We start from the raw sequence: 24,953 nt of genomic DNA on the forward strand, positions 1-24,953 counted from the left end.
CTGCCCGGCGGCGCGGCTTTCCTCGAATAAAAACACGGTAATTTACAAACTGCAATTTATTTTTGTACAGTAAAAATCCCCCAGGGGATTTGGAAGCATCCTGGGGGATTTTCGGGGAATTTATAGAAAGTTCTTGGATAGCTGATCAGCCGGCGATGCCCGGGGTCGTCATCTGTTTCGGGGAGAGGATCTTCTCCATCTTCTCCTGGGAGATGAGGCCCTTCTCCAGGATAACCTGACGGACCGGTTTGCCCGTGTTGTAGGCTTCCTTGGCAATCATTGCGGAGTTCTCATAGCCGATGTGCGGCAGCATAGCCGTGACAACACCGACGCTCTTGTCGAGCCACTCCTGGCACTGCTCTTTATTCGGCTCAAGGTCGATGAGCAGTTTATCAACGAAAGTATCAACAGCGTTAGCCATGTACTTCATCGAATTGAACATGTTGAAGCTGATGACCGGCTCCATGACATTGAGCTCGAACTGGCCGTTCTCAACGCCGAGGGAAACAGCGATATCGTTAGCGATGACCTGATAGCAAGCCTGGTCGAGAACCTCGGCGATGACCGGATTGACTTTGCCCGGCATGATCGAGGAACCCGGCTGGCGTTTCGGCAGCTTGAGCTCGTTGAAGCCGCAGCGCGGGCCCGAAGCCATCATGCGGAAATCGTTAGCCATCTTGATGAGTACGAGAGCCGTCGTCTTCATAGCGCTCGATACATCGGAGAAACCATCGGTGTTGTTCGTTGCATCGATGATGTTGTCAGCCGTCACATATTTCTCGCCCGTGACTTCCGAAAGCGTCTCAGCGACTTTCTTGATGTACTCCGGCTCAGCATTGAGGCCCGTGCCTACAGCCGTGCCGCCCATGTTCATGACATGGATGCCATCGATGGCATAATCGATGCGGGCAATGCCGCGGCGGATGGACGAAGCATAGGAGCCCATCTCCTGGCCCAGCGTGATAGGTACAGCATCCTGCAGATGCGTACGGCCCATCTTGAGGATATCCTTGTACTCCTCAGCCTTCTTCTCGAGCTCCGTAGCGAGACGGTCGAGGGAAGCCGTGAGTTTCTTAGCCTTATGCGAGAGGCAGACCTTGATGCTCGTCGGGAAGCTGTCGTTCGTCGACTGTGCCATGTTGGCATGGTTGTTCGGGGAGATGATATCATAGCTCCCTTTCGGTTTGCCGATGATCTCGAGGGCGCGGTTACAGAGAACCTCGTTGACATTCATGTTGACTGACGTGCCAGCGCCGCCCTGAATCGGATCAACCGGGAACTGATCGAGCCATTTGCCTTCGATGATTTCGTCAGCAGCCTGGACGAGCGGCTCGCCGATCTCTTTCGGCAGGCGGCCCGTAGCCATGTTAGCCAGGGCAGCAGCTTTCTTTACCTTGGCAAATGCCTGAACGAAATCCGGATCGATGGTCTGACCCGTGATCTTGAAGTTATCAATGGCACGCATCGTCTGAACGCCATAATAAACATCATCCGGTACCTGAAGCTCACCAATGAAATCATGCTCTGTTCTCATAATCGTCCACGTTCCTTTCTTTTGGCTGCTGTTATCCCCCAGCAGTCACAAACAACATCATTGATAGTGAAACGTATTGTTTCTGATTCCTAGAATCATCAATCGCTTAACTTGGTATTATTGTATCATGTATACAAAATACACGCAAGTACAAAATTAATATTTTTTACTTTTTTGTCCGCCTGAATTGTACATTATTGTAGTACAATTCAGGCAGGCAAATCATTTTCCGCAACGAAATCACATAGACTTACAACATGCCCAGCACTTTCATGACTGGCAGGCCAACGCCCATCCAGACCACGATGTGCAGGACCGTGATGATGAAGCCGATCTTCCACCACTCACCCTGGCCCATGAAGTTCGCGCCGAAGAAGATCGGCGTGACACCGCAGCCATAGTGGGTGAGGAACGAGGCGCTGTTGCAGAGCGCGCCCAAGAGGATCAGTACGCCGAGCACCGGCGCACCAGCAGCCACCAGGATCGTCGCGAAAGCCGCAAACAGAGCCATGATATGGGCACTGTTGCTCGCGAGCAGATAGTGTGCAAAGGTATAGATGAGGCAGAGGATGATGAGCATCGTCATCCACGGCATTCCTGCGAACTGTGCAGCCATAGCCCCAGCAAACCATTTCATCAGACCGAATTTCGACAGGTAGGCTGCCATGTTGACCAGCACGCCCATCCATACGAGGACGTCCCAGGCACCATGCTGCTTCGTGATATCCGACCAGTCGAGGATCTTCGTCAGGAGCATGGCCGAAAGGCCCAGGAGTGCGACGAAGGCCGAGTCAATATGGTGGATGGAGCCCGTAGCCCACATGACGAGAGCTGCGATGAAGATCACGCAGAGGATCTTCTCCTTGAGCGTCATAGCGCCCATCTGGCTGAGCTCTTTCTTGGCCAGCTGCATCGTCTCCGGGGAGTCCTGGATCTCCGGATTGATGAGCTTATAGAGGATAGCCGGCGTAGCGATGGTCAGGATGAGGCCCGGAATGATGCAGGCCAGGAACCACTCGCCCCAGCCGATCGAAGTGCCGAACATCTCCTGGGCCAGCGTGTTGCAGAGCACGTTGTTCGAAGCGCCCGTCAGGAAGATGCAGGCCGAGGTGATGACAGCGGCATAGGCGCTGAACATCAGGAAGGCACCCGTGCGCTTGTTCTTGCCCGTCTCCGCATCAGAGCCAATCGCCGCCGTGACACTGCGGACGATCGGATAGATGATGCCGCCGCCGCGCGCCGTGTTGGACGGCGTGAACGGAGCGATGATGAAGTCAGCCGCACTCATGACATAGGCGACGCGCAGCGTGCTGCTGCCGAACTTCGAGAGCAGCATGTAGGAAATGCGCTTGCCAAGCCCCGTCTTGATGAAGCCCTCGGCGAACATGAAGGCCGATACGATCAGCCAGATCGTCGTGTTCGAAAAACCAGCCAGCGCCTCACCTGGCTTCATGATGCCGAGCACCGGCAGCAGAGCGCAGGCGATGATGGCGATGGCACCGATGGGCATCGGCTGCAGGATGAAGCCCGCGATGGTCGCGATGAATACGGCGAGCAGGCCCCAAGCCTGCGGGCCGACACCAGCCGGTGCCGGGATGAACCAGATGATTGCGCCAATGGCCACACACATGAGGCCACGTACCAGGGGACTGAGCCCTTGGCTTTGCTTTTGTTCAGACATGATACTTCCTCCTTATGATTCCGTCCCATCAGCCATTCCTGCGTTTCCAACGATAAGAATTGACTAATGGTTTGATTGATGATATTAATATAACTAACCGACTACAAGAAACTACAAAATCCGACACATTAACGACAAATATTTTTTGATAATTTTATATTATCTCTAAGAGGATACATTTATACGTGTATACAAAATAATAAATACACATCATCTTGAAGGAGTACATCATGTTTGACACCAAGCCCACGCGCCGCGACTGGCTCGTGTTCCTATTCATGCTCATCCTCGTGCCGCTGGCCGGTGAGCCCAAGATCCACCCCTTCACCGGGGACTTCGCCAATTTCCGCGTGAGCTTCGGCTCGCCGGTCTTCCTGCTGTTCCTGCTCTGGCTGCGTCCCTTCCCGCGGCTGTTCACCGGCACCTGCGCCGGCATCACGGTCATGCTGTTCCGCACGGCGCTCGATGTCTGCCTCTACGGCCAGCCACTGGGAGCTTCCTTTGCCCTGCATGTGCCGACTTTCTTCTATTATTTCGGCTATGCGCTGTTCTTCGCACTGCCGCAGCTCACGCACAAGTCCATCTACGCCCAGGCCCTCGAGATCGCCTTCTGGGCCATCATCGCCGAGGTCTTTGCCAGCGTCGCCGAGCTGGCAGCCATGAACGCCATCGCCTATCAGGAAAGCTACCAGCTCACCCTCGGCATGCTCGGCCGGCTGCTGCTCATCGCGGTCTTCCGCTGCTTCTTCATCCTCTCGTTCTTCTTCCTGTTCCAGCTCTACAACACCGAGGTGCGGCTGGCGCGCAAGACCAAGGAGCAGCACCGGCTCTCGCTGCTGATCTCAAGCCTTTATGAAGAGGCCTTCGAGCTGCGCTGCGCCCTGCGCAGTGCCGAAGATGTCACGCACGACTGCTATCAAATCTACGACGCCGTCAAATCACTAGCGCATACGCCCCAGCAGCAAGCCATCGCGCAGGAACTGCTGCGCATCGCCGGTCAGTGCCACGAAATCAAGAAGACCCATCAGCGCATCTATGCAGGCCTGCAGGAGCTCACGAACAACCGCCATGTCGAGGACTATCTGCCGCCCGACCAGATTGTCCGGCTGCTCGTGCATACGCAGGAAAAATACGCGCGCTCGCTGAATAAAGATATCAGATTCCATAGCAATGTACCGCGCGGCCTGCCGCCGCTGCACGTCTTCCTGCTGCTCTCGCTGCTCGGCAACCTCGTCGCCAACGCCGTCGAGGCCATCCAGAGCAAGGGCATGATCTCCATCCGCATCACTGGCGGCGCTGGCGACGATAGGCTCTGCATCCATATCGGCAACACCGGCAGCGCCATCCCGCCACACCGCCTGTCCCGGGTCTTCCATCCGGGCTATACGACGAAATTCGACAGTACCGGCAAGGCCTCCAGCGGCGTCGGGCTTACCTATGTCCGCCATCAGGTGGAAAATCTCGGCGGCACGATTGCCATCGACTCCGACGGGCGGAACACCGTCACCTGTGACATCGTCCTGCCCTGCCACAAGCTCCACAAAAACGACACGAAAGGAAATCAACCATGAATATCCTGCTTATCGACGACGACGAAGCCATCCGCATGATGCTCCAGGACATCATCGAAGACTACAATCTCGGTGAAGTCGTGGCCAGCCTGCCCTCCGCGGCGGAACTTACCAATAGCCTGCTGGCCCTGCACCATGTCGACATCCTGATCATCGACATGCTGATGCCCGGCATCGACGGCATCGCCGCCGTCAGCCAGATAAAAAAAGACTTTGCCGGCAAAATCATCATGCTCTCACAAGTCGAGAGCAAAGATCTCGTCGGCAAAGCCTACGAACAGGGCGTGAACTACTACATCACCAAACCCTTGAACCGCAATGAAATTGTCAGCATCATCCGGAACGTCAGCGAGCACCTGCGGCTGGAATCCTTCGCCCAGAACCTCCAGAGCTCCCTGGCCAGCCTCACGCCGCAGGCGATGGCCGCACCAGCCCCCGCTCCCTCCCCAGCACAAAAAGGAACGGCGATGCTGCAGGAGCTGGGCATAGCAAACGCCCCCGGCGCACAGGATCTTTTGGATATCATCAACTATCTCACGCGCCATCCCGGTATGAATCCGAGCCTCAAGCAGCTATTCACCAATGTCGCCAGCGAACGCCCTGCCACCAGCGACGCCGCCCGCGAAGCTAAGGCCATGGAGCAGCGCCTGCGCCGCACCATCTATCAGGCGCATGTCCACCTCGCCACGCTCGGTGCCGTCGACTACACAAATCCCCGTTTTGAAGAATACGCACCTATCTACTTCGACTACAGCGACATCCGCAATACCATGCGGCTCATCGAAAACGACGAGAAACCCTCGCTGTCGCAGGTACATATCAACACGAAAAAATTCATCTTCGCCCTCTACGACGCCATCACGCGCTGATTTCCGGGCGCCCATAAAGCGCCAGGCTGCAAGCAAGGAACCCCTCCATGGCCTTCGTACGGTAGCCGCGCTTCTTGACCGCCAGGAACGTCTGCCGCGTCGCCAGCTCGCCACTCAGCCGGTAGTATACCAGCGCCTCGGTTGGCGCGGCCAGGCGCACCAGCGTATCGGTCAAAAACGTCGGCCCGAGTCCCTGCCGGGCCATATGGAACGCCGTCATCAGCTGGTTGAGATACAGCCTGACCTGCGGCGTGACCTTGGCTGCCTGAAAAAGCCCCTTGGCCCGCCGATGCATATCGTTGCCCTTGCCGAGCAGCAGGAAAGGCTCCTCCGCAAATGCCGCCAACGAAACCGGCTGCACCGTACCATCGCGATGACGCCCCGCCAGGATATCCTCACGCCTGAGCCTGCACGCCTGCAGCTCCGACCGTGTATTGATGGCCAGCCCCGCCGGCACTGCCAATAGCAGCTGATCCGTATAGAACGGCAGGATATCATAAAGCGACGCATCATAGATTCCGCTGTCGACAATGACATCCAGTTCGCCGTTTGCCAGCTTGTGATACAGATCCGCAGAATCCGACTCCGTCACCGTGAGCCGGATCTGCGGATATTTTTTGCTGAACGCCTCAATCATCGGCGGCAGGAAACAGGACGCAAAGAAATTCGTCCCGCCGAGCTGCAGCGTGCCGCTGGCCAGTCCCGCCAGATCTCCGCAATAGCGCTCCAGGTCGCGCTGGATGCGGTAGATGCGTTCTGCTGCCTCGATATACGCCTTGCCCGCATCGGTCAGCTGCAGCGGACTCCGGCTGCGGTCGAAAAGCGGCAGGCCGATTTCCGTCTCCACGCGCTTGATTGCCGCCGACAGGGCAGGCTGGGAAACGAACAAGCGCCGCGCTGCCGCCGAAAAACTGCGCGCTTGCCAAACGGCATAGACATAATCCATTCCACTAATCATGAATATTATCTCCTTATCCTTATAATATTTTTTTATATAATTGTTAAAGTTATACATATTTGCTTATATCATACGCCAATGCTATGCTAGAAGCAAGCAAAGAACAGACAACAATCCGGCAGCCAAAAGAAACGCACGCCCCATAGAATAAGGAGGATCGCATCATGAAAACGATTGGCATCATTGGCGGCATGGGCCCCATGGCCACCGTCGACCTCATGCAGAAAATCATCTGCGCCACCGAGGCCCGCGAAGATCAGGAGCACATCCATATTCTCGTCGACAATAATACCAACGTTCCCGACCGCACAGCGGCCATTCTCGGGCAGGGCCCCAGCCCCGTTCCCGAACTTCTGAAATCAGCCGAACGCCTGACCAGCCAGGGAGCGGATTTCCTCGTCATGGCCTGCAACACCGCCCACTACTTCCTGCCACCACTGCTGCCCTATCTGCAGATTCCCGTCATCAGCATGATCGAAGCAACGGCCGAATACTGTAAGACCCAGGGCTACCAGAAAGTCGGCCTGCTCGCGACGACAGGCACCTGCCGCACAGGCATCTACCAGCGCGCCCTCGAGCACGCCGGCATAGAACCGCTGCTGCCCACTGAAGCACAAGGCGCCGCCATCCACGCCATGATCTACGACGGCGTCAAAGCCGGCAAGGCAGACTACGATACCCAGCCCGTCTGCCAAGCCCTGCACGAAATGGAAGCCGCAGGGGCCGAAGCCTTCATCCTCGGCTGCACCGAAATTCCCGTCGCAGTTGCCATGTACCACATCACTGGCAACTTCATCGACGCCACCCAAGTGCTCGCCGAAAAAGCAGTCCGCCTCGCAGGCGCCACCTGCCGCTCCCAGCTGCCGCAGCCAGCCGCCCGCTAAAACAGCGTTATCCACAAAAATATCCACATATACACGCAAAGCTGTGCATAACTTGTTGATTTCTCGTAAGTTATGCACAGCTTTTACTTTCCTGTAAATAAAAAAGCCACCCTCGACCAAAAGGGTGGCTTTTCACTGTCCACATAGCGGACTCCATGCGTTGCAGGCGGTCAACCCGAAACGCTACCGTTTATGTGTCTCTTAACCTACCGATATTATAGCACATAGTGAAAAAAAATGCTATAATTGTTTCGCTGTGCGCCTCTCAGCGGAAGGGAGGGCCGTTCTATGCGTTTCTTAACCCTGTTGCGTGACTTCCTGCTTTCTCTGATTGCAGGCTTAGCCGCCAACTATTTATTCACCGTGCTGATGAAGTAGTACAGCCGTCAGTAAATACCTCGGGCAAAGGTCAGCCGTAGAGGGAGAAAAGCCGTCCAAGACCAAATGGGCGGCTTTTCGTTTACCTCCATAATCCCCGCCTTGCCAGCGCCGCCATTTGTGTTTATAATGTTATTGTCTACTGTCATGACAGTAGACAATATTTCATACTTTACACATAAATGGAGAGAAACTATGGAAGATATTGTTGAGGAAATCCTGCGCCTGAAGCGTGAGCGCAACGCCGTCATTCTCGCGCATGTCTACCAGCCCGAGGAGATCCAGGAAATCGCTGACTTCACAGGGGACTCGTTTGCCCTGTCGCGGCAGGCGGCTGCCACCGATGCCGACACCATCGTGTTCTGCGGCGTGCGCTTCATGGCGGAGACGGCCAACATCCTCTCGCCGGACAAGGTCACACTGCTGCCAGCCGCCGATGCGGGCTGCCAGATGTTCACCGATGCCCTCGAGGGGCAGGTACGGCAGGCGCGGGCCGACCATCCCGATGCGCTGATTGTTTCCTATGTGAACACGCCGGCCTCGGTCAAGGCCATGAGCGACATCTGCTGCACCTCCTCGAACGCGGCAGCCGTCGTCAGCTCACTGCCGGAGGACAGGGATGTCATCTTCATTCCCGACCAGAACCTCGGCGGCTGGGCTGAGGAGCAGTGCGAGCGCCCGCTGCTCAAATGGCGCGGCGGCTGCCCGATCCACGCGAGCCTCACGGTGAACGACATCCGCCTGGCCAGGATCAAATACCCACAGGCCCTCGTCCTCATGCATCCGGAGTGCCGCCCCGAGGTGCGCGAGCTCGCCGACTATATCGGCAGCACGAGCGGCATCATCCACTATGCCGAAAAGAGCGAAGCCACGGAGTTCATCATCGCCACCGAGGAAGGTGTGCTCTACGAGCTCACGGAGCGCTGCCCCGGCAAGAAATTCCATCTAGCCTCACGCCATCTCCTCTGTCCGAATATGAAAAAGACGACGCTTGCCAAGGTACGCGATGCACTTGCCAATATGGAACCGCGCGTCGTCGTACCGCCCGAAATCCGTGAGCGCAGCGCCGCCGCGCTTACGAAAATGCTGGCGATAAAGGGGTGATATGAACTATGCAACGTTATCTGATGAACTTCAATACCCGCACCATGGAAACACGCCGCACCGAATGCCTTGTCATCGGCTCCGGCGTGGCTGGACTCACCGCAGCCGTCCAGCTTGCCCGCCACGGCCACCATGTACTGCTCGCCGTCCGCGACACGCTGGCTGACAGCAACACGGCCAAGGCCCAGGGCGGCATCGCCGCCGCCTTCGGTGCCGATGACAATCCCGAGCTGCATCTGCAGGACACGCTGATTGCAGGTGCCGGGCTCTCCGATGAAGCCGTTTCGCGCCTTGTCGTGACCGAAGGCCCCGCGGACATCCGCTGGCTCGCCGAAAACGGTGCCGAATTCGACCGCCAGAAAGACGGCTCACTCATGCTGGGCCGCGAGGGCTGCCATAGCCGCCACCGCATCGTGCACAGCCACGGCGACGCCACAGGTGCCGAAGTCGCCCGCGCCCTGCGCGCGATGGCAGAACGCGAGCCCAACATCCAGCCGCTTGAGGGCTGCTATATCGTTGACCTTTTGACCCACGAGGGCCGCTGCTACGGCGCCACCGCGCTCTGGCACGGCCGCAAGCTGGCCTTGCGTGCAACGCATACGGTGCTCGCAACAGGCGGCCTTGGCCGCCTGTTCCTGCACACGACGAACCCCGAAGGGGCGACGGGCAGCGGCATGGCCATGGCTGCCCGCGCCGGTGCCATCCTTGCCGATATGGAATTCGTGCAGTTCCACCCGACGGCGCTTGCCCTCAAGGGCTGCCCGAATTTCCTGATCTCTGAAGCCGTCCGCGGCGCAGGCGCCCACCTGCTGAACCTCGACGGCGAGCGCTTCATGCCCGCCTGCCATCCACTGGCCGAGCTTGCGCCGCGCGATGTCGTCGCGCGCTGCATCTTCCGCGAGATGACCCGCGCCAACGCCACGCATATCTGGCTTGATGCCCGCTGCATCAAAGATGCCGCGCAGAAATTCCCGATGATCGCCGCGACCTGCAAGGACTACGGCATCGACATCGAAAAGGACCTCATACCGATTGCCCCCGCCGCACACTACATGATGGGCGGTATCCGCACCGACCACTGGGGACGCACGAACATCGCCGGGCTCTATGCCTGCGGCGAAGCCGCCTGCACCGGGCTGCAGGGTGCCAACCGCCTGGCCAGCAACAGCCTGCTCGAGGGCCTTGTCTTTGGCCGCCGCACGGCGACCATCATCGGCAAGACACGCCTGCCGCAAGCTGAAGCAGGACTTTCCTGGCGCGAAGCCACGCTTGACGAGACACCGCTGGAATTTACCGCCAAGGACACAGCCCGCTGCCAGCAGATCATGAGCCGCTATCTGGGCATCACACGCACAGCCGCCGCACTCGATCACGCCGCACAAGGCCTCACGGAAATCGCAGGTCTCTACGAAGGCTGCGCCGCCAAGACCATCGCCGACCTCGACCTGCGCGCACGGCTTACCTGCGGCCTCATGATCGTAAAGGCCGCCCAGCGCCGCCAGGAAAGCCGTGGCGCTCACTACCGCAGCGACTATCCGGCTAAGAACGAAGCCCTGCGCCAGCATTTTTCCGACCAGCTGACCGTTACCAGCGATGCCCAGACCAGCACCGGAAGCACCGCTGCCAGCGAGATGCTGGCCCCCGCCTTCGCCTGACATCAAAGAAAGGATTCCATTACCATGAACATACAGAATCTCGACCAATCCCTTACCGCCTGGCTCCAGGAGGACATCGGCAGCGGCGACATCACGACGCTGGCCACGGTGCCTGCCGGAGCCACGGCCCATGCCATCATCCACGCCAAGGATACGGGCATCCTCGCCGGTGTCGACATCGCCGCACGGGTCTTTTCCCTGCTTGATCCCGCCCTCAAGTTCACCAAGCAGCTTGATGACGGCGCACCGCTCACCAAGACCTCCGTCATCGCGACCATCGACGGCCCGGCCCGGGCCATCCTCACAGGGGAGCGGCTGGCGCTGAACCTGCTGCAGCATCTCTCGGGCGTCGCCACCCGCACCCACAACCTAGCGAAGTTAGCGGCCCCATACGGCGCAAAGCTTGTCGACACGCGCAAGACCACGCCAGGTCTGCGCCTGCTTGACAAATACGCCGTCAAGGTCGGCGGCGGAGCCAACCACCGCCTCGGCCTCTACGATGCCATGCTCATCAAAGACAACCATATCCAGGTGGCTGGCGGCATCAAGGCCGCGCTTGACCGCGCCCATGCCTACGCCTCCCATATGACCAAAATCGAGATCGAGGTCGAAGACCTCGCCGGCGTCGAGGAAGCTCTGGAAGGCGGTGCCGACGTCATCATGCTCGACAACATGGCCCCAGAGCAAATGGCCGAAGCCGTAAAGCGCATCGATCACCGCGCCATCGTCGAAGCCTCCGGCGGCATCGACGAAACCACTATTGCCGCGGCCGCCCAAAGCGGCGTCGACATCATCTCCGTCGGCGCGCTGACGCACAGCGTCAAAGCCCTCGACATCAGCATGGACATCGGCGAGATAAAATAACGCATACGAAAAAGGCAGAACCTGCCAAACAGGTTCTGCCTTTTTTATTGCCTGCAAAAGCCTCAATCAGAGGACTTTTGCCAGATATGCTTTTATTTCGTCGCCATCTTCCATCTTCATGACGTCCGCGAGGATTTCCTTCGCCTTGATGGAGCTGATGTTGCGGATCTTCTCCTTGACGCGCGGGATGGACGGAGCGCTCATGGAGAGCTCGCTGATGCCCATAGCCATCAGGAGGACTGCTGCATTCGGATCGCTGGCCATCTCGCCGCACATACCAGCCCAGATGCCGTTCTCACGTGCGCTCGTGATCGTGCGCTGGATGAGCGTCAGGACAGCTGGGTTGAAGTGGTTGTAGAGGTAAGAGATGCTGGCGTTGCCGCGGTCGCAGGCGAGCGTGTACTGAACGAGGTCGTTCGTACCAATCGAGAAGAAGTCGACATACTTCGCGAGAACCGGCGTCATGATAGCAGCTGCCGGCGTCTCGACCATGATACCAACCTGAACATCATCCGCGAAAGCCTTGCCCTCATGCGTAAGCTCGAGCTTAGCCTCTTCGATGAGCTCTTTGACCTTCTTGAACTCAGCAACGTTGATGATCATCGGCACCATGATGCCAACCTTGCCGTACTTACCAGCGCGCAGGATAGCCTTGAGCTGCGGCAGGAAGAGATCCTTGCGCTGCAGGCTGATGCGGACGGCGCGGTAGCCCAGGAACGGGTTCTCCTCAGCCGGGATGTTGAGGTACGGCAGCGGCTTGTCACCACCGATATCCATCGTGCGGATGACGCAGAGGTTGCCGCCGCATTTCTCGACAGCTTCCTTGTATGCCTTGAACTGGTCTTCCTCGTTCGGGATGTCCTGGCGGCCCATGAATACGAACTCAGAACGGAACAGGCCGACACCCTCAGCACCGTAGGTCAGGGCATTGTCGACGTCCATATGGGTGCCGATGTTGGCCATGAGGTCAACCTTTACGCCATCCGTCGTCACAGCCGGCAGATCCTTGAGCTGCGCATAGTGCGCAGCCATCTCCTGCTGTTTCTTGATTTTCTCGTTATACTCAGCCATCTCCGCCTCAGTCGGGTTGATGACAATCTGGCCAGCCTCGCCATCGATGACGACATGGTCGCCATCGGCAATCTTGTCGATGCGGTCCTCTTTGTTGAGGCCGACAATCGTCGGGATTGCACGGGCCTTAGCGATGATAACGGCATGAGCCGTCGTGCTGCCCGAGCCCAGGAGGACGCCGGCAATCTTGTCCGTCGGCATACCAGCGATGACCGACGGCTCGATTTCACGGCCGCAGAGGATAACCTTCTCATCGCCGATTTCCGGCTCTTTTACGCCGAGGATGTACTTGGCAACACGCTTGCCGACGTCGCGCAGATCGACAGCGCGGGCAGCGAAATACTCATCTTCCATCGACTCGAACATCTGCGCCTGCTCCTCTGCAGCCTTGAGGACTGCATGCGGTGCACTGGCGTTCTCGTCGAGTTTCTCCTCGATCTTCTGCGCCATCATCGGATCCTGGACCATCATACGATGAGCCTCCATGATAGCAGCCTGCTCCGTCATATCCTGTTTCTGCAGGCGCTCGATGCTCTCGCGCAGGATCTCGGCGACAGCCGTCAGAGCAGCCGTAGCCTTCTGCTGCTCCGTCTCTTTGCTCTCCGGCTGGTAGCTCACGAGATAGCCGTCCAGATTCTGGCCAGCCAGCATGATCTTACCCATAGCAATACCGGAAATTACGCCTTTTCCGCGAATCGTCTCTGCCATTTGTTTCTTTCCCCCTGAAACTATCAAAAAATTACCAAAACTCGCACGAAAAGCCCTCCCCCGGCCGCACATCTTTCGCAGCTGGAGGAAGGCTATTCAATTGTTGCTCTATCGCAGGCTGGAATTATTCCTCGCCGAACTTGGAAGCAACGAGATCTTTCAGAGCCTTAACTGCCTCAGCCTCGTCCGGGCCATCTGCAACGATCGTGATTTCCGTACCTTTAACCAGACCCATGCTCATGATCATGAGGATGCTCTTTGCATCAACCGTCTTGCCTTTAGCCTGAAGCTGAACCTTGGATTTGAACTTCGTAGCCGTCTGAACGAAGATGGATGCCGGACGAGCATGGATACCAGTTTTGTTCTCGATCGTAATAGTTTCCTGAGTCATTGTTAAACCTCTCCAATCTTTACATAAAAAATACTTCTTTTCCTGCCTGGCAGGTTGTCAGCACGTTTTGTCTAACTGCCTGTTAATTATTGCAAGTCGCGTGCCAACTTTTCCAGGTTGGGAAAAAATTCTATATCTTTTATCTAAGCCCCCGTAAAACAAGGGCTCAGCAAAAGCCTGAAATTATGTTTTCGGAAATATGCATAAATGCCAGCGATACGATTGGTAAAATTTACCTAAAAATCGTCATGTGTTGGTAATTTTTTCTACTCATAGGTAAATTTTACCAACGCTTATTCGACCAGACCATACTTGCGCGCCTTGGCCGCGACGGTCTTATGGGTGATCTTGAGCATCTTGGCCGCTGCATTGAAGCTGCCGCACTGCTTAAGGGCGTTAGCAATGATCTGCTTTTCGTACTCTTCCCAGGGCAGCACCGTCTCGGCCGCCGTGAACTGCTGCACCTCACGGCCCGCCATCTCGCCCTTGATGTAGGACGGCAGCGACGCCACCGTGATGCGCTCGGTATCCATCAGCGTGATCACGCGCTCGATGACATTCTCCAGCTCACGAACATTGCCAGGCCACTTGTAGCCCATCAGCACCTCCATGGCCTCAGGCGTCACATCGCGGACTGTCTTGCCCGTCGCAGCGCTGACCTTCTCGACAAAATGCTCGACCAAAAGCGGGATATCATCGACGCGGTCGCGCAGTGGCGGCAGGCTGATAGGGATGACATTGAGGCGGTAATAGAGGTCATCGCGGAACGCACCATCCTTGACCATCTGCTCGAGATTGCGGTTCGTCGCCGCGATGATGCGCACATCGACATGCACGGTCTCCTCGCCGCCCACGCGGTCAAACTCCTTCTGCTGCAGCACGCGCAAAAGCTTTACCTGCATATTCTTGTCCATCTCGCCAATCTCGTCGAGAAAGATCGTGCCCTTATCGGCAAGCTCGAACTTGCCGAGCTTGCGCCGCACGGCCCCGGTGAACGCCCCCTTCTCATGGCCAAAAAGCTCCGACTCCAAAAGGGTTCCGGGGATAGCCCCGCAATTGACGCGGATGAACGGGCCGCGCCGGCGGCCGCTCGCATAGTGGATGCCCTCAGCGATAACCTCCTTGCCCGTACCGCTCTCGCCGCGGATCAGCACCGTCGCCGCCGAGCCCGCAGCCTTCGAAGCCAGCGCCAGCACATCGACGACCTTGCCGCTCTTACCGATATAGTTCTTGAACGCCTGCGCCGTCTTCTTCGTGCGCAAAAGCTCCTGCTCGAGGTACTCCGCCCGGGCCGATACCTGCGACAGCCGCGCCATGAGGTTCTGCAGCTCCGTGATATCCTTGATGACCGATACGACGCCGGCAATCTCGCCGTCGACAAAAATCGGATTGACATTGGCCACGACCGTCGTGCCGTCCTTCTTGCGGCTGATGCTGCCGATACGCGCCACGCCCGAGCGCAGCACACCGCAGCGATTGCCATCAGGCGCCGTCTTGAAAACATTCTGCCCGACCACCATCTCCGGCGTCTTATGCACAATGCGCAGATAGGAAGGATTGACATAGGTGATCTCGCCCGTGCGGTCGACGACGCAGATGCCGTCCTGCACAGCCTCCAAGATCATCTGCAGACGCTCCTGCATCAGCGCGTTCTCATGCAGCAGCAAATCCATCTCATGGATATCGCCTGGCGAATTCATCTCGAAATCACTCTCGAGGAAGCGAACCATCTCATAGACAGCCTGCCGTCCCTCATCGCCCTCCGCGGCCACGAACACCGAATCCCCACAGGAAATCTTGAGCGCTACGAGCTTCATGAGGCTGTGCATCTCACAGCGCTCACTGCGCTCGCTGCGCAAAAATAACGGTGTCCCATATTTCTTTCCGAGATCCTTCGCCCGCTGCACGATCATCGCGGCAATACGGGCATGGATGCCGCTTTCATGACGGATAACGGCCTCCTGCTCAAACATCATAGCGAATCGTTCCTTTCTGTTCCTTATATTATACTATAAAACCTCGTCAAAATCTGCCAAAAACAATAAGAAATTTCAATGCGAATTCGGGATTGTTTGAAATTCCCTTCTCATGGTATAATATAAGGGAATTTCTGCCAGACGGCAGCAGGAATTCCCCCTATCATGTCGAATAGAGGAACATAGTGGTATTTTGCCCAATACAGGAAGAGGTGAGCAACATGACATTTATCCTGGTGACGGGCTCCATCATGGCCGTGAGCATCTTCCTCATCTACCATCTCTGCCGCTTCATCGGCATCGAGATGAAATGGCTGTCGTTAGTGCTCTGTGCAGTCATGGCCTTCCTCGTGAATGCCGTGGCCATATCCATGAGTCCATTTCTGGACCGTTCGCATTACCTGCGGCTCGGCGTTCTTGTCATCGCTGCTGCTGCCATCGTCACGCTCTTCAACGAGCACCTGCTGCGCCGCAGCCAAAAAGACGGGCAGCCAGCAGACGAGGCCAGCGACAGCCAGGCAGTCACCCTGCCCTGGAAAGCGGAACAGCCCGCGATGGCGGCAGCATCCGCCGGGGCAGCTGCCAGTACAGCAGCGGTGGATAACGCACCGGACGGTGAACAAGAACCTGAACCAAACACCACCAAAGCTGCCAGTGATACGGCTGCCGAAGAAGAAGCCGCCCGCACTGCAGCCCTGAAAAAACAACAAGCTCTGGCTGCTGCCGCCCGCGCCGAGGAGGAGCTCGCCGCCAAGGCTGAGCAAGCCGCCAAAGCAAAAGCCGAAGCAATTGCCCGCGCCCAGGCCCTGCAGGCCGAAAAAGACGAAGCCCGCCGCAAGGCCGCCGAAGAACTCAAGGCCCGGCAAGCCGCTGAAGCTGAGGCAAAAGCTGCCCAGCAGCAAGCAGAGCAGGCCGCCGCAAAAGCCGAGGCAAAACAGCAGCAAACCCGCGAGGAAATCGCAGCACTCGATTCGCTCGACCGCATCCTCGACTATGCCTATGACCATGCGGGCAGCGACCCTGCTGCGGCCATCTGTGCCTACCAGCAGGCCATCGACCGCTACAGCGAGGACAGCTATACACCGTTCCTCGTCATCGAGCTGGGCAACCTTTACAAGGAGCAGGCCGCCTACGATAAGGCCATCGAGTCCTACCAGCAGGCCCTGTCCCTTCCGATTATCGCCACGAACGATGACATGAAGCAGGAGTTCATCAAGAACACCCGCTATCTTACCATCGTCCAGGATATATTATCCAAACATCACGCGCTCTCGACGCCATTCCCGGACATCCCGGCCGGCGTCATGCAGGAAATCGAAACGAAGTTCCAGCAGAGCAGCTAATCTAATGGGGGAATATTCATGAAGAAAAGTGTAGAAATCCTTGGCCTGCCGGTCATCAGCATCACCGAAGGCCGTGAGCTTGGCATGAGCAAGACCCTGCTCATCGATGCCAAAAACGGTCTCGTCGCAGCCATCACCATCGAGGACGAGGACTGGTACCGCGGCGTCAAACTGATTCCGTACGAATCGGTCATCGCCATCGGTGATGACGCCGTAACCGTCACGAACAGCGAGAACATCCTCAAGCTCGACGACGCCGGCGACTATGAGACGCTGCTCGATGAAAACATCCGCGTCATCGGCACCAAGGCCATCACGAAATCCGGTACGATTCAGGGTAACATCTCTGAGGTCTTCATCGGCGACGATGGCAAAATCGAAAAATGCGAAATCACAGCACCGGACGGAACGAGCTCCGAAGTTACCAGCGACCAGATCTCCATCTTTGGTAAGCAGGTAACGGTCATCGATCCGAACGGTGAAAAAAAAAATGAACCTGTAAGCGCTGCACCAAAAGCAGCCGCTCCGGCTCCGGCTCCGGCACCGGCCGCAGCCCCCAAAGCCGAGGCAGCTCCAGAAGCTCCGAAAGCTGAGGAGAAACCGGCTGAGGCACCCAAAGCTGAAGAGCCAAAAGCTCCGGCAGCACCGAAAGCCGAGCCAGCTCCGGCAGTAAAAGAAGAGCCGAAAAAAGAAGCACCGAAGGCTGAAGAGCCGAAAGCTGCTCCGGCCAAACCTGCCGCTCCGGCACCGAAAAAAGAAGCACCGAAAGCCGCTGCTCCGGCAGCTGACGCCGCAAAACAGGCCGCAGCTGACAAAGCAACCGAAGAGCGTCATCGCCGCTTCCTGCTCGGCAAAAAAGCAACGCGCGACATCAAGATGGACAACGGCATCGTAATCGTCCAGGCTGGCCAGGACATCACCGAAGAAGTCCTCCAGAAGGCAAAACTTGCCAACAAATTCATCGAACTGTCCATGAACGTCCGCTAAAAAAGAACACGAAAAAGAGAAACCAGCTGCTGCCGCAGACAGGTTTCTCTTTTTTTCTAAAAAAATACCTTTCACCGGATAGTACCCTTTCGAAATCATGACAAAGCGAGATATAGTATGATATAATAATAGATATACCACTAAACAATCGGCTCTATTTGTAAGGAAATAAAACTATATAAGAAGGGACTGAAACCACCATGGCTACGCAACAAGATGTCATCAAGGCTTTCATGCGTTCACTGGACGACTCCACATTATCCGGTGCTGATGCTTTAGACGAGGCCATTCGGAACTGCTCTAACGGCAAATTTTCCGATATGCAGAATCTAATTGATTGCTTCATCCGTGATGTCGGAAAATATGGCGGCAGCTACAGTTACGATGTCCAAACCACTAACTTCTTAAAAAATTATTGCGGGATCATATTGGACAACACCGATACAGGTGCTATTTCCGGTTCTGATGCCGGTGGCACTACAACAAAGACTGCCCAAAGCATTGTTCCCGAAACCGGAAGCGCTGCCAATGTTGCCCATTTCCCCAGCGGTGGCAGGACAACAATCAACGGCTTGACCTTCATCTGGCCCGATCGAAATACTTTGACAGCCGACGAGCAGGCCATCACTGACCGGATCTACACTTGGTGGGCCAAAGGTGCCTTAAACCTTATTCAGGAATCATACGGCTTGAATTTCCAGGAATCAGGCACATCGGTAAAAGAGATTACCGTCAAATTCTATAGCGATTCAACCGATAGTGCGTTAGCATCTGTCAACCACTCCTACTCCCTGTATACAGGAAAGGCTTCCAAGTTAACGCTTAATGTCAATATGTATTATTACAGTGGCTTTAACCAGCAGGATGTGAATGGTGCCTCCAATAATTATTCTGCAGGATACCTTGACCGTACCTTAGCACACGAATTTGTTCATGCTGTCATGGCCGCCAATATTGATCATTTTCACAATCTGCCCCTATTTGTCAAAGAAGGCTTAGCAGAATTGATCCATGGTATTGACGATGAACGTACCAGCTCCATTCGGCAGCTAGCCTCCACTAGCTTTGTTTCCGATCTAAGCCAATTGTTCAGCATCCGTGGCACCTATTATAACTATGGAAGCCATACCTATGCTGGCGGCTACATGCTGTTCCGCTATCTGGCAAAACAAGCAGCTACGGAAACATCTACACCCATCCGCCTGCCAGCCGGAGTCACCTACAACGCCAATAAAACCACCGTATCTATCCTTGCCCCCTTTACTGGCACCTGGGACAGCAAGGATTACGCTGCAACCGTGCGTACCATCGACGCCTCGCAAAATACCAAGCCGATCACCATCAAAGCTGGCAGCTACAATAACACGATAAAGGCGGGCAAGAACGGCAGCAATATCTATGGCCAGGGGGGCAGCGATACCATCTACGGCGGCAATGGCAAGGATGTTTTCTGGTATGGCAGCGGCGATGGTGCCGATACCATCGATAACTTCCAAAGCGGCAAGGATATCCTGCGCTTCTATAACAAAGCGTAGCTTGGCAGCGTCACGACTGCCGGTACCACTGTCACCCTGAAAATCGGCAGTGGTTCGGTAAAATTGGCAGGTAAAACCAATCAGCGTGTGGACATCACAGACACCGCTGGTAAAAACGCCATTTATTACTTCGGCCGTCAGGACAAAGCCAACACCTTTGTCTATGGTGCTAACCAACGCTACTATGGCAACACCCAATACCAAGACACCCTGCAGGTAAATACCGGCGCTACAGTTTCCCTGGCCAATACTACCCTCTATCACGACATCGACACCCTCGATGCCACCCGTTCAAAAGCAGCCGTCAAACTAACCGGCGGCACGAAGGCCGCTACACTCTACGGCAGTGCTTTGAATGACACGCTGACAGCGGGCAGCGGCGGCGCCTCCCTCTATGGCGGTAAAGGCAACGATACCCTGTACGGCGGCAATGGCACCGATAGATTCTATTGGGGGACTGGTCTTGGCAACGATGTGGTTTTCAACTACCAAAGCAACAAAGACATCGTCACCTTCACCTCCGGTAGCTTAAAGAGCGGCCGTTCCTCCGGTGGGGATGTCATCCTGACCTCCTCTGCCGGCAATACCATCACCCTGAAGAACGCCACCAATAAAACAATCCTTGTGGCAGATACCAAAGGCAAACTGACAAGAAAACTCTACCTGCCTACCGGAATCACCTACAATACCAATAAGACTGCCGTCACCATCAAAGCCCCCTATTCGGGCACCTGGAATGCTGCAAATTTCGCCACGACAGTGCGCACCGTTGACGCCTCGCAAAATACCAAGCCGATCACCATCAAAGCTGGCAGCTACAACAATACGATAAAGGCAGGCAAGAACGGCAGCAATATCTATGGCCAGGGGGGCAACGATACGATCTATGGCGGTAATGGCAAAGATGTGGTCTGGTATGGCAGCGGCGATGGTGCTGATACCATCAGCGGCTTCCAAAGCGGCAAGGATATCCTGCGCTTCTATAACAAAGCGCAGCTTGGCAGCGTCACGACTGCCGGTACCACTGTCACCCTGAAAATCGGCAGTGGTTCGGTAAAATTGGCAGGTAAAACCAATCAGCGTGTGGACATCACAGACACCGCTGGCAAAAACGCCATTTATTACTTCGGCCGTCAGGACAAAGCCAATACCTTTGTCTATGGTGCCAACCAGCGCTACTATGGCAGCGCCAAGTACAAGGATACCCTGCAGGTAAATACCGGCGCTACGGTTTCCTTAGCCAACACTGCCCTCTACCACGACATCGACACCCTTGATGCCACCCGTTCCAAAGCCGCCGTCAAGCTTACTGGCGGCACGAAAGCCGCTACGCTCTACGGCAGTGCCTTAAACGACACACTGACAGCAGGCAGCGGCGGTGCCTCCCTCTATGGCGGCAAAGGCAACGACACCCTGTACGGTGGCAATGGCACCGATAGATTCTATTGGGGAGCAGGCCTTGGCAATGACACCATCTATAACTACACCAGCGGCAAAGATCTGATTATCTTTAGTGCCGGCAGTCTCAAGAGCGGCAAAGTTTCTGGCCAGGATGTAATCCTGACCTCTAATACCGGTAATACACTGACCCTCAAAAAAGCAGCTGGCAAGACTATCACCATCCAAGGATCCAATGGGAAAAAGATTACGAAAACCTATAGCGCACCCACGACCACATCACTTCCCGCTGGTGTTACTTATAACAGCCAGACCATGACGGTAAAATTGAGCACGGGCATCGTGACGGACTTCTCCCTTTCCGGCAATGACGTAATTCTCAAGAGCACCGTCGGCAATATCCGCATTGCCAACGCAAAGGATAAGATTTTGAGTGTCGTGAATGGCAATGGGGTTAAGGCTACATATAAAGTGGCCGCTAACATCCCCACCACAAGCAGCGTTGCCTACAATAGCAACCGCACAGAAGTTGTTCTAGGCAAAAAATCCCCCAGCTATATGTACACCTACTCCCTATCCGTATACGGCTCTCAAGCAACGACGCTAAACGGAACCGCCAATCAGGACGACTATATTTCCCTCTGGGGCTCTAACAACAACGACACACTGATTGCTGGCAATGGCTATAATACCAGCCTGTGCGGCGGCTATGGCAACGACAAGCTCTATGGCGGCAGCGGGACGAATACGTTTTATTGGGACAATTATTACGGAAACGACGTTATCTATAACTACACCAAAGGACAAGATAATATCCGGCTCTTTAATGGACGAATTGAAAGTTACACGGTATCGGGCAATGACGTTATCCTCAAAAGCGGCACGGCAACATTGACCGTAAAAGATGTCAAACCGACTGACATTACCGTCTACACCTGCAACGATGTAAAAGACACTTACTGGTATGACAAAAAATTGCCTGCTGGAGTTACCTGCAACAACGCCACTAACACATTCATCTTAACCAACGCCTATCCTTCCTCTAGCTTCAATATGAGCGCTTACCCCACCATCGCTAAAAATGTAGATGCCCGAGCCGTTGTGGCCACTTATGGATTCATACTTTCCGGCGATGACCGTGACAATATCCTGTACGCCAGCAATAGCGGCAGCTCGATTTTCACAGGGCGCGGAAAGGACACGATATATTTCGGAAAAGGTAAAGACACCTTATACTGGTACAGCTATGATGATGACAAAGTTGTTTACAATTATACCAAGGGACAGGATAAAATTTATTTTACTGGCAGCTACACCTATTACACCAGTGGCAACGATCTCGTTCTAAAAACCACTAATTCAACCCTTACATTAAAAAATACAAAAATAACTGACGTTACCATTGGCAACATCTATAACTCTGCACCACTTACCACTAATAAAACATCACTGAATTACCAATGCGATGTTTTAGCTGTCAATACCAAACAACAAGCCTCCACCGCATCGCTCATGCCTATCACCTCCCAAAACCATAACGATTATTTATCCATGTCCCAAAAACTCACACTGGCACAGTCAGGAAAGAACAAACTAACCGTATAATCCTCTCTGCCAAACACAACCAAATATCCCGGCTAGTCAACTGTCTGCGCACAGTAATTCTGACTAGCCGGGATATTTTATTTACTCTATTTTCTCCATTTACTTCACATATACCCGATTACCGGACTTGGCGAGACTGTAAGTCCTGCCACCTGCCACGAACTTATTGAGGCCGCCCGTTGTCCAGTTTGTAATAGTGATGGAATCGTTTTTGTTGGTGGTAAAGTTCATTACCAGATTTTTGCCAGACATCTTGAACTTCGCCTGGGTCTTGATGTTATTGATATTGTAGAGATAGAGGATATCATTCTTGGCACCGTTCTGGATGGTATCTTTGCCATCCCCTTTGTAGAACTGGATTTTATCCACCCCTCGGCCGCATTTGATCGTGTCATTGCCAAGGCCGCCACGGATGGTGTCCGTGCCCAAACCACCTTCAATATAGTCATTGCCCGCTTCACCCCAAAGGATATTATTCCCGCTTTGAGCGTACAGCCTGTCGTTGCCTTTTCCTCCTTTGAGGACATCGTTGCCAGCACCAGCATAAAGGACATCTGCACCTGTGCCGCCTCTGAGGGTATCGTTACCGCCCATACCATAAAGCGTTTCCCCAGCACTGCCTGCCACAATAGTATTTGCCCGTCCGTCACCCTTAATGGTGATTTTCTGTCTGTTTGCCGCAGCGTTTATATTTTTGCTCCAAGATACATAACTCCCCAAGTCAAACGTTTTCCTAAAGGTATTAGAAATCACCAACTGATTATTTCTTTCCGTAACCCCCTTAGGAAGAGCCGAGGTCCTGATAAGCTGACGCAGCGTCGTCTGCTTTGAGCCATTGAATACCTTTACGTTGGCAATCTTGTTCAAATCCGTAACATTTTGCAAGGTGAGATTCACACCATAGGCATTGCCAATAAGAGTTACCGTACTGCCAGAACGCTTTGCCGTAAGGTAACGGATACTGCCGTCTTTCCTATAGTAAGGATTCGGCTTATGTGTCTTAGGATGGACTTTGACTGCTGTATACTCCGGATTCATTTCGAAGCGCAATACATCTTCTGCAGACAAGTCAGTGATAGTAAGCCAATTACCTTTCTCTGTATGAGGCCCCATCAGCCTGAAGGTATCCTTGCCTGCACCGCCAGTTACCGTCACGTTCCTATCCCACCCCCATATCTGGATGGTATCGTTGCCAGCACCACCATTTACACGCCAATTGTACCCTTTGACGGATACGAAATCATTACCTGCACCGCCTAGCGCCCTAGAATTATGTCCATCCACATCAATCTTATCATTGCCGGCACCACCGTCTACCAGGACATTTTCCGACTGTTGCTGCCAATCGACCTTAAGCATGTCATTTCCGGCGCCACCATAAATATTCACATTCTGTGCACCATTTACACTGATAAAATCATCACCAGCTCCACCGTCAAAGGTCGCATTGGCCCCATAGCTGCTAATATTGACCACATCTTTGCCAGTTGTACCTTTCCATTTTTTCCCGGTGTAATATATCTCATTCAAATTTGCCATAATCAATGTCCTCCTTACTGCGAATATTGTTCCATCACTTAGATATAGTCATACGAGTAAATAATAACGCTATTATTCCAACTTTTCAATCATTATCACTTAATTTTTCCCCCAAACCGTCGATATAGTATTAAATAGGCCCCTTTTCGAGCTATCATATGGCTTATGCCTTGACCATCCAGAAGTACAACAGCATGTTCTGCGTTACAACGGAGCAGGCTGGCAGGAACTTCCGATCACTGATTTTGGGGAGGAGTGTTTACTATGGTAGTAACCAGCTTGCAGTTAATCGACCTTGATGTCATTTTACGAACCTGGAATAATGTTGCCGGGAAAATAGTACGAAAGAAAGGCAAAGCTATCAATGACGTAAATTCTTATCAGTTCATCAGCAATGACGCAAACATCTCCCTTACTGATTATGAGATTGTAGGTACAATTTCATAGGATTCAACGTCTTATCTTTGTCAATATGCTGCCCAAAACCAAACTATCGGTCAATATATAAACGCATCTGGTTCCTGTTGGTCTATAACAGGTTCATCCCAACAGGATGAAATCCATACAAGCGCAGAGCATTCTGTTGTCAACGCCGGTGCTGGAAATGATACCATATACCTTGGCAATCATGCTATCGTTGTCAACGGTGGTGCTGGAAATGATAAATTCTATCTGCATTATGGCGGCGGCGATGCTTTTACAGGCGGCAACGGAGCTGATACATACGTTTTAAGATTTCGTAAAGAATATGGTGATACCACCAATCTTATAACAGATTTCAATATTGCCGAGGATAAACTGGAAACTACCAAAGACCTGTCAAAACTAGGCGTATCAATAAAATCATTTTCAGGATATTATAATACAGGATTTAATTCGGATTATTATACCGACAGCTACTT

19 protein-coding genes are annotated in these 24,953 nt (G+C 54.4%); 12 read left to right on the forward strand and 7 right to left on the reverse strand.

Translation table 11 applies throughout. The features are described from left to right. Positions 1 to 145: 145 nt before the first annotated feature. Together BM181_RS06530 and BM181_RS06535 are read right to left on the reverse strand one after the other, a co-directional pair. A complete protein-coding gene (locus BM181_RS06530) occupies positions 146 to 1,534 on the reverse strand; it encodes an aspartate ammonia-lyase (RefSeq protein WP_075443154.1) in 1,389 nt (462 codons plus the stop codon). 250 nt (positions 1,535 to 1,784) lie between these two features. After that, on the reverse strand, positions 1,785 to 3,215 hold the full coding sequence (locus BM181_RS06535; RefSeq protein ID WP_075443156.1) for a DASS family sodium-coupled anion symporter: 1,431 nt from the start codon (positions 3,213 to 3,215) through the stop codon (positions 1,785 to 1,787). A 230-nt stretch (positions 3,216 to 3,445) separates the two neighbouring features. On the opposite strand from BM181_RS06535, the gene BM181_RS06540 reads away from it, so the two are divergent. After that, entirely contained in the window at positions 3,446 to 4,786 is a 1,341-nt protein-coding gene (locus BM181_RS06540; RefSeq protein ID WP_075443158.1) for a sensor histidine kinase, read from the forward strand. Further along, a complete protein-coding gene (locus BM181_RS06545; RefSeq protein ID WP_075443160.1) occupies positions 4,783 to 5,655 on the forward strand; it encodes a response regulator in 873 nt (290 codons plus the stop codon). Before BM181_RS06540 ends, BM181_RS06545 begins: the two co-directional genes overlap by 4 nt. Here the strand turns inward: BM181_RS06545 and BM181_RS06550 are convergent. Then, a complete protein-coding gene (locus tag BM181_RS06550; protein ID WP_075443162.1) occupies positions 5,645 to 6,613 on the reverse strand; it encodes a LysR family transcriptional regulator in 969 nt (322 codons plus the stop codon). The genes BM181_RS06545 and BM181_RS06550 overlap by 11 nt on opposite strands. 164 nt (positions 6,614 to 6,777) lie before the next feature. On the opposite strand from BM181_RS06550, the gene BM181_RS06555 reads away from it, so the two are divergent. From BM181_RS06555 to nadC, 4 genes are all read left to right on the forward strand, one after another. Continuing rightward, positions 6,778 to 7,497: a cysteate racemase gene (locus BM181_RS06555; RefSeq protein WP_082336208.1), complete on the forward strand. Its 720-nt coding sequence runs from the start codon at positions 6,778 to 6,780 to the stop codon at positions 7,495 to 7,497. Between the two features lie 573 nt (positions 7,498 to 8,070). Beyond that, positions 8,071 to 8,979, forward strand: coding sequence for a quinolinate synthase NadA (gene nadA / locus BM181_RS06560; RefSeq protein ID WP_075443166.1), 909 nt, complete (start codon positions 8,071 to 8,073; stop codon positions 8,977 to 8,979). 8 nt (positions 8,980 to 8,987) lie between these two features. Then, complete coding sequence (locus tag BM181_RS06565) at positions 8,988 to 10,634, forward strand: L-aspartate oxidase (protein ID WP_082336209.1); 1,647 nt, start codon at positions 8,988 to 8,990, stop codon at positions 10,632 to 10,634. Positions 10,635 to 10,658: 24 nt separating this feature from the next. Continuing rightward, a complete protein-coding gene (gene nadC, locus BM181_RS06570) occupies positions 10,659 to 11,498 on the forward strand; it encodes a carboxylating nicotinate-nucleotide diphosphorylase (RefSeq protein ID WP_177207173.1) in 840 nt (279 codons plus the stop codon). Between the two features lie 66 nt (positions 11,499 to 11,564). Here the strand turns inward: nadC and ptsP are convergent, their stop codons facing one another. The 3 genes from ptsP to BM181_RS06585 form a co-directional block, all read right to left on the reverse strand. Continuing rightward, complete coding sequence (gene ptsP / locus BM181_RS06575) at positions 11,565 to 13,277, reverse strand: phosphoenolpyruvate--protein phosphotransferase (RefSeq protein ID WP_075443170.1); 1,713 nt, start codon at positions 13,275 to 13,277, stop codon at positions 11,565 to 11,567. A gap of 124 nt (positions 13,278 to 13,401) precedes the next feature. Beyond that, a complete protein-coding gene (locus BM181_RS06580; RefSeq protein ID WP_075430198.1) occupies positions 13,402 to 13,668 on the reverse strand; it encodes an HPr family phosphocarrier protein in 267 nt (88 codons plus the stop codon). Positions 13,669 to 13,961: 293 nt separating this feature from the next. Next, a complete protein-coding gene (locus BM181_RS06585) occupies positions 13,962 to 15,644 on the reverse strand; it encodes a sigma 54-interacting transcriptional regulator (protein ID WP_075443172.1) in 1,683 nt (560 codons plus the stop codon). A gap of 221 nt (positions 15,645 to 15,865) precedes the next feature. Here BM181_RS06585 and BM181_RS06590 point away from each other — a divergent pair, with 221 nt between their 5' ends. The 4 genes from BM181_RS06590 (at position 15,866) to BM181_RS06605 (ending at position 22,512) form a co-directional block, all read left to right on the forward strand. Further along, a complete protein-coding gene (locus BM181_RS06590) occupies positions 15,866 to 16,987 on the forward strand; it encodes a tetratricopeptide repeat protein (protein WP_075443174.1) in 1,122 nt (373 codons plus the stop codon). 18 nt (positions 16,988 to 17,005) lie between these two features. Continuing rightward, entirely contained in the window at positions 17,006 to 17,974 is a 969-nt protein-coding gene (locus BM181_RS06595) for a PRC-barrel domain-containing protein (RefSeq protein WP_075443176.1), read from the forward strand. A 200-nt stretch (positions 17,975 to 18,174) separates the two neighbouring features. Then, on the forward strand, positions 18,175 to 19,509 hold the full coding sequence (locus tag BM181_RS06600; RefSeq protein ID WP_075443178.1) for a hypothetical protein: 1,335 nt from the start codon (positions 18,175 to 18,177) through the stop codon (positions 19,507 to 19,509). A gap of 63 nt (positions 19,510 to 19,572) precedes the next feature. Further along, positions 19,573 to 22,512 (forward strand): calcium-binding protein, encoded by a 2,940-nt coding sequence (locus BM181_RS06605; protein ID WP_075443180.1) that lies wholly within the window; start codon positions 19,573 to 19,575, stop codon positions 22,510 to 22,512. A gap of 99 nt (positions 22,513 to 22,611) precedes the next feature. On the opposite strand, the gene BM181_RS06610 is transcribed toward BM181_RS06605, so the two are convergent. Then, positions 22,612 to 24,051, reverse strand: coding sequence for a calcium-binding protein (locus BM181_RS06610; protein ID WP_075443182.1), 1,440 nt, complete (start codon positions 24,049 to 24,051; stop codon positions 22,612 to 22,614). A gap of 264 nt (positions 24,052 to 24,315) precedes the next feature. On the opposite strand from BM181_RS06610, the gene BM181_RS06615 reads away from it, so the two are divergent. Together BM181_RS06615 and BM181_RS15275 are read left to right on the forward strand one after the other, a co-directional pair. Next, on the forward strand, positions 24,316 to 24,498 hold the full coding sequence (locus BM181_RS06615; RefSeq protein ID WP_075443184.1) for a hypothetical protein: 183 nt from the start codon (positions 24,316 to 24,318) through the stop codon (positions 24,496 to 24,498). A gap of 106 nt (positions 24,499 to 24,604) precedes the next feature. Next, positions 24,605 to 24,784 (forward strand): hypothetical protein, encoded by a 180-nt coding sequence (locus tag BM181_RS15275; RefSeq protein WP_075443186.1) that lies wholly within the window; start codon positions 24,605 to 24,607, stop codon positions 24,782 to 24,784. Positions 24,785 to 24,953: the final 169 nt, after the last annotated feature.

The sequence above is a fragment of the Pseudoselenomonas ruminantium genome (assembly GCF_900113715.1).
In the GTDB taxonomy this organism is placed as follows: domain Bacteria; phylum Bacillota; class Negativicutes; order Selenomonadales; family Selenomonadaceae; genus Selenomonas_A; species Selenomonas_A caprae.

Bases quoted from the DNA above. Each gene is read 5' to 3' on its own strand.
- BM181_RS06530 (WP_075443154.1), bottom strand. From the start codon at position 1,534: ATGAGAACAGAGCATGATTTCATTGGTGAGCTTCAGGTACCGGATGAT.
- BM181_RS06590 (WP_075443174.1), top strand. From the start codon at position 15,866: ATGACATTTATCCTGGTGACGGGCTCCATCATGGCCGTGAGCATCTTC.
- ptsP (WP_075443170.1), bottom strand. From the start codon at position 13,277: ATGGCAGAGACGATTCGCGGAAAAGGCGTAATTTCCGGTATTGCTATG.
- nadC (WP_177207173.1), top strand. From the start codon at position 10,659: ATGAACATACAGAATCTCGACCAATCCCTTACCGCCTGGCTCCAGGAG.
- BM181_RS06615 (WP_075443184.1), top strand. From the start codon at position 24,316: ATGGTAGTAACCAGCTTGCAGTTAATCGACCTTGATGTCATTTTACGA.
- BM181_RS06600 (WP_075443178.1), top strand. From the start codon at position 18,175: ATGGCTACGCAACAAGATGTCATCAAGGCTTTCATGCGTTCACTGGAC.
- BM181_RS06555 (WP_082336208.1), top strand. From the start codon at position 6,778: ATGAAAACGATTGGCATCATTGGCGGCATGGGCCCCATGGCCACCGTC.
- BM181_RS06540 (WP_075443158.1), top strand. From the start codon at position 3,446: ATGTTTGACACCAAGCCCACGCGCCGCGACTGGCTCGTGTTCCTATTC.
- BM181_RS06585 (WP_075443172.1), bottom strand. From the start codon at position 15,644: ATGATGTTTGAGCAGGAGGCCGTTATCCGTCATGAAAGCGGCATCCAT.
- BM181_RS06535 (WP_075443156.1), bottom strand. From the start codon at position 3,215: ATGTCTGAACAAAAGCAAAGCCAAGGGCTCAGTCCCCTGGTACGTGGC.
- nadA (WP_075443166.1), top strand. From the start codon at position 8,071: ATGGAAGATATTGTTGAGGAAATCCTGCGCCTGAAGCGTGAGCGCAAC.
- BM181_RS06565 (WP_082336209.1), top strand. From the start codon at position 8,988: ATGCAACGTTATCTGATGAACTTCAATACCCGCACCATGGAAACACGC.
- BM181_RS06550 (WP_075443162.1), bottom strand. From the start codon at position 6,613: ATGATTAGTGGAATGGATTATGTCTATGCCGTTTGGCAAGCGCGCAGT.
- BM181_RS06545 (WP_075443160.1), top strand. From the start codon at position 4,783: ATGAATATCCTGCTTATCGACGACGACGAAGCCATCCGCATGATGCTC.
- BM181_RS06595 (WP_075443176.1), top strand. From the start codon at position 17,006: ATGAAGAAAAGTGTAGAAATCCTTGGCCTGCCGGTCATCAGCATCACC.
- BM181_RS06610 (WP_075443182.1), bottom strand. From the start codon at position 24,051: ATGGCAAATTTGAATGAGATATATTACACCGGGAAAAAATGGAAAGGT.
- BM181_RS15275 (WP_075443186.1), top strand. From the start codon at position 24,605: ATGAAATCCATACAAGCGCAGAGCATTCTGTTGTCAACGCCGGTGCTG.
- BM181_RS06580 (WP_075430198.1), bottom strand. From the start codon at position 13,668: ATGACTCAGGAAACTATTACGATCGAGAACAAAACTGGTATCCATGCT.